9 protein-coding genes and 1 pseudogene are annotated in these 6,960 nt (G+C 46.8%); 7 read left to right on the top strand and 3 right to left on the bottom strand.

The genetic code is table 11. The features are described from left to right. The first annotated feature begins 126 nt into the window (after positions 1 to 126). The 4 genes from QUA56_RS30935 to QUA56_RS30950 all read left to right on the top strand — a co-directional run bounded on the left by QUA56_RS30935 (position 127) and on the right by QUA56_RS30950 (position 2,426). The gene (locus QUA56_RS30935) at positions 127 to 1,320 is read left to right on the top strand and encodes a glutathione S-transferase family protein (RefSeq protein ID WP_333366063.1); all 1,194 of its coding nucleotides are present in this window, start codon (positions 127 to 129) and stop codon (positions 1,318 to 1,320) included. Positions 1,321 to 1,431: 111 nt separating this feature from the next. Then, entirely contained in the window at positions 1,432 to 1,662 is a 231-nt protein-coding gene (locus QUA56_RS30940) for a hypothetical protein (RefSeq protein ID WP_333366066.1), read from the top strand. Next, positions 1,617 to 1,979, top strand: a complete 363-nt coding sequence (locus QUA56_RS30945; RefSeq protein WP_333366069.1) for a type II toxin-antitoxin system PemK/MazF family toxin — start codon at positions 1,617 to 1,619, stop codon at positions 1,977 to 1,979. The genes QUA56_RS30940 and QUA56_RS30945 overlap by 46 nt, the downstream gene beginning before the upstream one ends. Before the next feature lie 135 nt (positions 1,980 to 2,114). Beyond that, entirely contained in the window at positions 2,115 to 2,426 is a 312-nt protein-coding gene (locus QUA56_RS30950; RefSeq protein ID WP_333366071.1) for a hypothetical protein, read from the top strand. Between the two features lie 8 nt (positions 2,427 to 2,434). Here the strand turns inward: QUA56_RS30950 and QUA56_RS30955 are convergent, their stop codons facing one another. Further along, complete coding sequence (locus tag QUA56_RS30955) at positions 2,435 to 3,538, bottom strand: hypothetical protein (RefSeq protein WP_333366074.1); 1,104 nt, start codon at positions 3,536 to 3,538, stop codon at positions 2,435 to 2,437. 209 nt (positions 3,539 to 3,747) lie between these two features. On the opposite strand from QUA56_RS30955, the gene QUA56_RS36980 reads away from it, so the two are divergent. Together QUA56_RS36980 and QUA56_RS36985 are read left to right on the top strand one after the other, a co-directional pair. Further along, positions 3,748 to 4,050 (top strand): NACHT C-terminal alpha/beta 1 domain-containing protein, encoded by a 303-nt coding sequence (locus QUA56_RS36980; RefSeq protein WP_445242964.1) that lies wholly within the window; start codon positions 3,748 to 3,750, stop codon positions 4,048 to 4,050. Continuing rightward, positions 4,028 to 4,144, top strand: a complete 117-nt coding sequence (locus QUA56_RS36985; protein WP_445242965.1) for an NACHT C-terminal alpha/beta 1 domain-containing protein — start codon at positions 4,028 to 4,030, stop codon at positions 4,142 to 4,144. Before QUA56_RS36980 ends, QUA56_RS36985 begins: the two co-directional genes overlap by 23 nt. An 88-nt stretch (positions 4,145 to 4,232) precedes the next feature. Here QUA56_RS36985 and QUA56_RS30965 read toward each other — a convergent pair whose 3' ends face one another. Beyond that, positions 4,233 to 4,883 carry an RNA ligase family protein gene (locus QUA56_RS30965; protein WP_333366082.1) on the bottom strand — a complete coding sequence of 217 codons (651 nt, stop codon included), beginning with the start codon at positions 4,881 to 4,883 and terminating at the stop codon, positions 4,233 to 4,235. A gap of 93 nt (positions 4,884 to 4,976) precedes the next feature. Further along, positions 4,977 to 6,254, bottom strand: a complete 1,278-nt coding sequence (locus QUA56_RS30970) for an HhoA/HhoB/HtrA family serine endopeptidase (protein WP_333366085.1) — start codon at positions 6,252 to 6,254, stop codon at positions 4,977 to 4,979. A gap of 318 nt (positions 6,255 to 6,572) precedes the next feature. Here QUA56_RS30970 and QUA56_RS30975 point away from each other — a divergent pair. Then, positions 6,573 to 6,960, top strand: a pseudogene (locus QUA56_RS30975) (RNA-guided endonuclease TnpB family protein); the annotation flags it as partial.

The following is a 6,960-nucleotide window of genomic DNA, read 5'->3' on the forward strand; positions in this document are numbered from 1 at the left end:
GGGTGCGCTGTGCGCGCACAGCGCACCCTACAGATTGAGTTGGTGCGTAAGTTCTATTATTGCCACGAAGAAGTCGCTGTCTTCAATTCTCCAATCTAAAATCTAAAATCTAAAATCTAAAATCGCATGACCCCCCTAAGCTGGACAGAATTAGAAGCCCTCACAGACTTTGAAGTCGATCGCGTCAACGGCCCCACCAACGCCCAATCCCGCTTGCGCCTCTTCGGTAAAAGCGAATCCGATGTGCGAGTTACCCTGTACCGCGACAACCACGCTTGGTGTCCTTACTGCCAAAAAATCTGGCTGTGGCTGGAAGAAAAAGAAATCCCCTACCGTATTGACAAAGTTACCATGTTCTGCTATGGGGAAAAAGAAACTTGGTACAAGCGGAAAGTACCATCGGGAATGCTACCGGCGATCGAACTAGACGGCCGCACCATCACCGAAAGCGATGACATATTAATCGCCCTCGAACGAGTCTACGGCCCCTTGGGCTTGGGCATGGAAAACCCGGCAGTAATACCCCTGCGGCGGTTAGAGCGACTGCTATTTAGAGCCTGGTGCACTTGGCTGTGCTACCCAGCAAGTTCAGCCAAAGCAGAACAACACAACCGCGAGCAATTTATCAGCGTCGTCACCCACGTAGAAAAAGCTCTGGCTAGCACTCCGGGGCCTTATTTCCTTGATGAATTTGGCACTGCGGATGTCATCTTTACGCCCTATGTCGAACGGATGAATGCCAGTCTTTACTACTACAAAGGCTACTCGATGCGCGAAGCAAACCCGCGCTTTGCGGACTGGTTTGCAGCGATGGAAAGCCGCCCTACCTATCGCGGTACTCAGAGCGATTTTCACACCCACGTCCACGATTTACCGCCTCAAATGGGCGGGTGTTATGAAAATGGCGAAGCGCAGATGCTGCTCAACAAAGCCCGCGTGGATAATGGGCCTTGGGCTGGACTCCCGGATGTGATGTACCCAGAACCGGAAACCTCCCGCGCTGAAGCACTTCACCGCGTTATCAAGCACCAGCGCAACATCGTTCGAGTCAATCCTGCTGATGACAACTTATTTGATGAGGCTTTGCGTTGTGCTTTAACTTTGATGATGACTGGCGAAGTTTGTACGCCGCCGGCTGGTTCTGATGCGGCTTTGCGGTATTTGCGCGATCGGGTGAATGTGCCCCGCGATATGTCCATTTACGCGGCCAAGCGCTTGAGGGAAGCTTTGGAGGAAACGGCGGCTTTGGTGGGTGATGGTCAAGGTTCTCCGATTCTGCTGAAGCATCGGCGAGATCAAGATCCGGCTAATTTTGTGTAGGGGGCGATCGGAATCAGACAATATCGGCGTTGCTGCTGCTCTACTTCATCAGCTTGCTATCTGCTCGATAGATGTGCTACCATTGGTAGTATTAAGAGTGGCATAAATAATATGAAAGTATCTATCTCTTTGCCAGATGAGCTAGTGCGTTACATTGACGAGCGTGTAGAAAATCGCAGTCGGCTAGTTGAGCTTTTATTGCAAGCATGGCGCAAACAACAAGAACAGCAGGCAATGGTAGAAGCCTGTTTATTGCTCGATGAACTGAGCGATCAATTAACCGATGAGGATGAAGCATGGCAGCAAGCAGCGATTATCGACTGGGAAGCATCTGGCTTGTAACTTTCGATCCGTCAGTTGGTACAGAAATCCGTAAGACTCGACCAGCAGTAATTATTTCAGGAACTGCTTTTAATCAACGCAGCAAGGTAACTGTTCTACCCATCACTTCTGCTGTTCCCAACGATGGTTTACGGCCTGTTGTTTTGCCTGTGATTCCTTCGACTATCAATGGTCTCAATAGCGAAAGTTTTATCGTGTGCATCGATCCGATGACGTTTGATAAACGCAGACTTGTGCGCTGTGTTGGGCAATTGGAGTTGCAACAACTCCAAGAAATTCAACAAATTTTGGCTCGATATTTAGAACTTGAAGAGTAGGGTAATGCAAAAGAATGAGCGTTAGATCGAATCCGTTGGTATCAGAATTATTCATCTCTATCTTCTCTGACTCTGTGGCCTCTGCGGTTTAATCATCAGGTAACGGACGGATATATTCGCCGTTGGTTTGCGGGGATGGGGGATGCGGCGACGGGGGAGAGTTTAGAGGCGGCGTTAGCACAGTCGGAAAATTCCCGTCTCAAGGAGTTGATTCAGAATCCCTTGCGGTTGTGGATGTTGTGTCAAATTTGGCAGACGGGGGGCGGTTTGCCGGAAACGCAGGCGGGGTTATACGGGCAGTTTGTCGATTGGGTGTATGACTGGAAGGCGGATGAGGAGATTTTAGACCAACGAGAGGCAATTGATACAGCCTTGGCGCGGTTGGCGTTGGCGGCGATGGAACAGAATGTAAGCCGCATATTATTGTCCGTTGCATCGGATTGTTAGATAAGCAACTAGAAAAGCATTAAGTTTTCGTTATCATCCTTTTCCTTCATATACTGCTTGTAAAGCGTCGGCAAGTTTTCAACTTCTCGATCGGAAAGACCATAGCTTTTCCAATACTTTTTTGCTTCTTCATGCAAGGTTTTATGACCAATCTTAATCTGTTCTTGATATCTTTTCAAGCAAGCTTTAATGGCATCCTTCAATGCTCCATCCTTGTCACGATCCCATATTGGGCAAAACACACCAATCCTGCCCTCGCTCGGATATTCAGAAAAACGCCCATATATTGATTGAATGTGTAAATGAAAACCGGGGTCATCCCGCTCGAATGATCCAATGTACCACTCAACATTCTTAATCCAGTCATACAAAATAGCATCACCGAGACTATAAGCAACTACTACGTCACTGCCACCTGGTGTAAGAGAAAGTAGGTTTGTCCTACTTTCCCTTGGGCATCGTCGAACAATTTTCATCAATTCACGAGGTAAGCCGTGCATCTCATCACTAGAGAAAATTGCCTCAATCACTCCTCTCTCGGCACGAAAACGATCTCTAGCTGATGGAATTGCATTATTTTTTATATTATTCAGATGTCCTTGCACTCGATCTGGGGACGATTGAGTTTGATTGTTACTCTGCATCGCCTGTTTAAGTCGAGATTGTATCTGTATTTGTTCTTGCTTTTTTACTTCATTTCGCTTACGGATTTGATCATCATAAAGTTGCTTCAACTCATCTTTGCGAACTTGTCCAACCACAACAATTGTTATGGAATCTAGCCATTCAGGAAGGGCGCGATCATGATTGCACCATAGTTGCTCAATATAAGCAACTAAACTGTCTCGTTGCTGCTTAGGAATGTCTTGTGGCTCTAGCCAGATTTTACTGACCTTTTCGCGATCGCTATTATCAACTTCGTACCAAAAATTAATCTCCAACGAACCAGCATCTAATTCTTTTGCCAGATTGGGGTAATCACGCTTGATCTTTGTGATGTGAAACCAAACATTATTTTCATGTCGCCGATTAGCATTCCTAAATGTGCGGCTTACAAAGCCAAAGCCCCTTACTGTATCGTATTTCTTAACATGACCAAATTCGACTTCCACTACTACAACTCCCCAAATTTATCTTGGACAGAATCTAAGCGAGATCCATAATGATAAAGTAACCCACGATCATTCAATAAAAGCAAAGGATTCAAAAACACTGGTGATATAAAGTGCAATCCTAGCATAGTAAGTAAATGGACAGAATTAATTACACACTGATTCTTTGCTAGACAAGGCTTGTAGCCCATAGTTTTGTGTAATTAATTGTGTCCTACTACTTAATATCTAAACCCTCAACCTCGCCCAACTCCTGCAAACCCAACTCACCGAAACCAACCTCCACGCCTTCCCTCCAACTCCTCTGCATCGACAGCAGCAAATTCGATAACCCCGATCGCCCCGCCGCCGACATCTACCTGCAACTCGTCAAAAAACACCACTGCCCCAAATCCACAGAAGGCATCGCCCCGCACCCTCACGGAACTCAAAATCTAGGAAATCCTAGACTGGGAAAAATACCCCATCCTCATTTTCTACGAAGACGCGATCGCCCCTACCCAAGGTTTTAGCCAAACTTTTCTGGATGCCCTCACACGCTTTGACGCTACAATCTGCCTCATCACCGACTCATCCCATCCCATCATTCCCACTTTCTCACCTTAAGACCCCCAGCCGATCCAATCTATACTTACCTGGCTGCAACCCACCTATTAGAAAACTAGCCGAAAAAAGTTACTCTTCAGATTTGATATTACTCCCAGTAATTTTCCCAATCATCCTGAAAAGCTTGCTGCAATCTCTGCATATACGCATCAGTCTTAATCTTCACCATCCACAGATTATTAGCATTGCTGCCTCCCTTGCACACAACACCTTCATCCACACCGTATTTCCCCTGGCGAATATCGTCCATAAACTTGCCCGTCAGTTTGCCGCGATAAATCACTCGCGCAATATTTAATTTACCAAAATCCTGAATAAACCGATCGGGAATAACCATACCGCGATCGGTTTCCACATCAAAAAGCACCAGTTGTTTGCGATCGTCCTTTTGGTGCATTCCCGCAAACGAATTAGCACCCAAAAACTCTGTAAACACAGTAATTTCAGCACAGTGATACTGTTCGTTCTCTCGAAATATAGACTCTAACGGACTAGCAAAATCTCTCTTAAATATTTCAGGTGCTGTTTCTAAACCTGGATGTGCAGCATTAAATTCTGCAATTCCCATCTCATCCAAATCAAATCTACTGCGGCGCGTACCAAAAGCATACCAACCGAGTTCAACTTCCCAAACCCAATGCAAATTAGTGCCATCGTACTTCTCAAAAGCTATACATTGTTCGTTAGGGCAATTTTTACTATCTGGAATTTTGGGATATGCAAGCTGAATTCTTGTCATATAGAGGAAGGAAGAAAGGAGGAAGGAAGAAGGAAGAAGGAAGAAGGAAGAAGGAAAGGGGTTTCTAACAGTTTCCCCCCTTCTCCTTATTCCCTAAAAATCCCTCATTTGAGCAGTTTGAACCGCAATATCTTTCGTCTGGGAACCGCGGCGCACCTTCAGTTTCAGAATTTGACCGATTTGGCTGTTTTCCACCAAATTTTGCAACTGTTCCGGCTGAGTCACTCCCTCGCCGTCAATTTGAACGATGACATCTCCCTTGCGAATCCCCCCTTCCTCAGCAGGCGTATTTGGCACAACTCGCATCACTAACACCCCCTTAACTTCCGGCACAATCAAAGGAGCATTGGGGTCAGAATTATTCTCTCTGGCCATTTCAGGAGTCAAAGCAATCATCTGAATTCCCAAAAACGGATGGCTGACTTGTTCTCCCTTGGCTAGCTGCGCGTAGATGGCCTTGGCTTTGTCGATCGGAATTGCAAACCCAATACCCATTGCATCCGCCCGAATCGCCGTGTTGATGCCAATCACTTCTCCTCTGCTGTTTAACAGCGGGCCGCCGGAATTGCCGGGATTGATGGCGGCGTCGGTTTGAATGAAATCGAGCCGCTTGTCGGGAATGCCGACGGCTGCACTGGATCGTTTGAGGGTGCTGATAATGCCCAAGGTGACGGTGTTGTCAAATCCCAGGGGGTTGCCCACGGCGATCGCCCAATCTCCCACTTTCACCGCGTCGGAATCTCCTAGGGTTGCCACGGGCAAGTTAACTTCCTTAGTATTAATTTTGACAACAGCCAAATCTGTTACTTCGTCAGTACCTTGCACTTCTCCTGGAAATGTCCTGCCGTCGTTTAAGGTGACAGTTACTCGATCGGCTTTGTCAACTACGTGAGCGTTGGTTAAAACAATCCCGCTTTTGTCAATGATGAAGCCCGAACCTTGACCGCGCAACCGTTCTTGTCTGGGGGTCATGCTGCGTAAATCTTCTCCCAAAAATCTGCGGAAGAAGGGGTCTTCCATTAACGGGTCGAGGTTGCGGCTGACTGTGCGCTCGGTATCAATGCGAACAACTGCTGGCCCGACTCGATCGACTGCCGCCGTCACAAAACTGCCGGTATCCCCCGGGAGTTGCGGGTTCGGCAGCGCTAACAGTTGCGGATTCGGGGCGGTGGCTGGGGAACTCTGCAACTGTACTTTTTGCACGGCTGTTTGGGGCTGTTCCCGCAAGGAAGGCGGATTTTTGCCATCAGCGGCGGTAGCGGGTGCAGGATTGATTGCTAAAGCGCTCAGGGCGATCGTCATTCCTAAAATTACGGCGAACCAACGAGCACCGGTTCGAGGTGCGGGGCGAAAAAACTTAAATAGTCGCATAGCGTCAATCTTTGTTACCAGAAAGTTGGGTCTAAAGCCCCGTCCTTATAGGACGGCTTTAATTACGAGAAGTGTGGAGACTTGTTAAGTATACAGACTTATAGGTAAAAGTTTTGGCAAAAGTGATAAACTATTCTAATCAATACTCCGGACAGTTTTTGGAACGATACTACAAGCCTTACAGAGCAAGCATCATAAAAAAGTCGAATTAAATGCAAGTCAGGGGTAGAGGTGACATTGATTTAATTATCCACCCTCGCCTCAAATTCCTAGGGAATAAGCCATTGGGCTATAGAAAAAGTGTCCGGACTATTGCTAATGATAGTTTTAGAGTTTAAGTTGAAAGGCAAAGCGGAGCAATATCGAATCATCGACGACATGATTCGGACGGCTCAATTTGTCAGAAACAAAACTCTTAGACATTGGGTAGACAATCAAGGGATTAAGTTAGTAGACCTGTACAAACAATGCGCCGTTGTGGCGAAAGAATTTGAATGGGCAGGCAAGCTTAACTCAACGGCACGTCAAGCTTCGGCGGAACGTGCTATTTTTGCTGTCCAACGTTTCTTCGCCAATTGCAAAGCCAAGAAGCCCGGAAAAAAGGGCTACCCGCAGTTCAAGAAGTACAGTCGTTCCGTCGAATACAAACAATCCGGCTGGGCGCTTTCTAGTGACAAAAGATGCCTAACATTTAAGGATGGTTTTG

This window comes from Microcoleus sp. N3A4 (assembly GCF_036701805.1).
GTDB lineage: Bacteria > Cyanobacteriota > Cyanobacteriia > Cyanobacteriales > Microcoleaceae > Microcoleus.

Coding starts and splice junctions, on each gene's coding strand:
- QUA56_RS30970 (WP_333366085.1), bottom strand. CDS start 6,254: ATGCGACTATTTAAGTTTTTTCGCCCCGCACCTCGAACCGGTGCTCGT.
- QUA56_RS30945 (WP_333366069.1), top strand. CDS start 1,617: ATGGCAGCAAGCAGCGATTATCGACTGGGAAGCATCTGGCTTGTAACT.
- QUA56_RS30935 (WP_333366063.1), top strand. CDS start 127: ATGACCCCCCTAAGCTGGACAGAATTAGAAGCCCTCACAGACTTTGAA.
- QUA56_RS30950 (WP_333366071.1), top strand. CDS start 2,115: ATGGGGGATGCGGCGACGGGGGAGAGTTTAGAGGCGGCGTTAGCACAG.
- QUA56_RS30965 (WP_333366082.1), bottom strand. CDS start 4,883: ATGACAAGAATTCAGCTTGCATATCCCAAAATTCCAGATAGTAAAAAT.
- QUA56_RS30940 (WP_333366066.1), top strand. CDS start 1,432: ATGAAAGTATCTATCTCTTTGCCAGATGAGCTAGTGCGTTACATTGAC.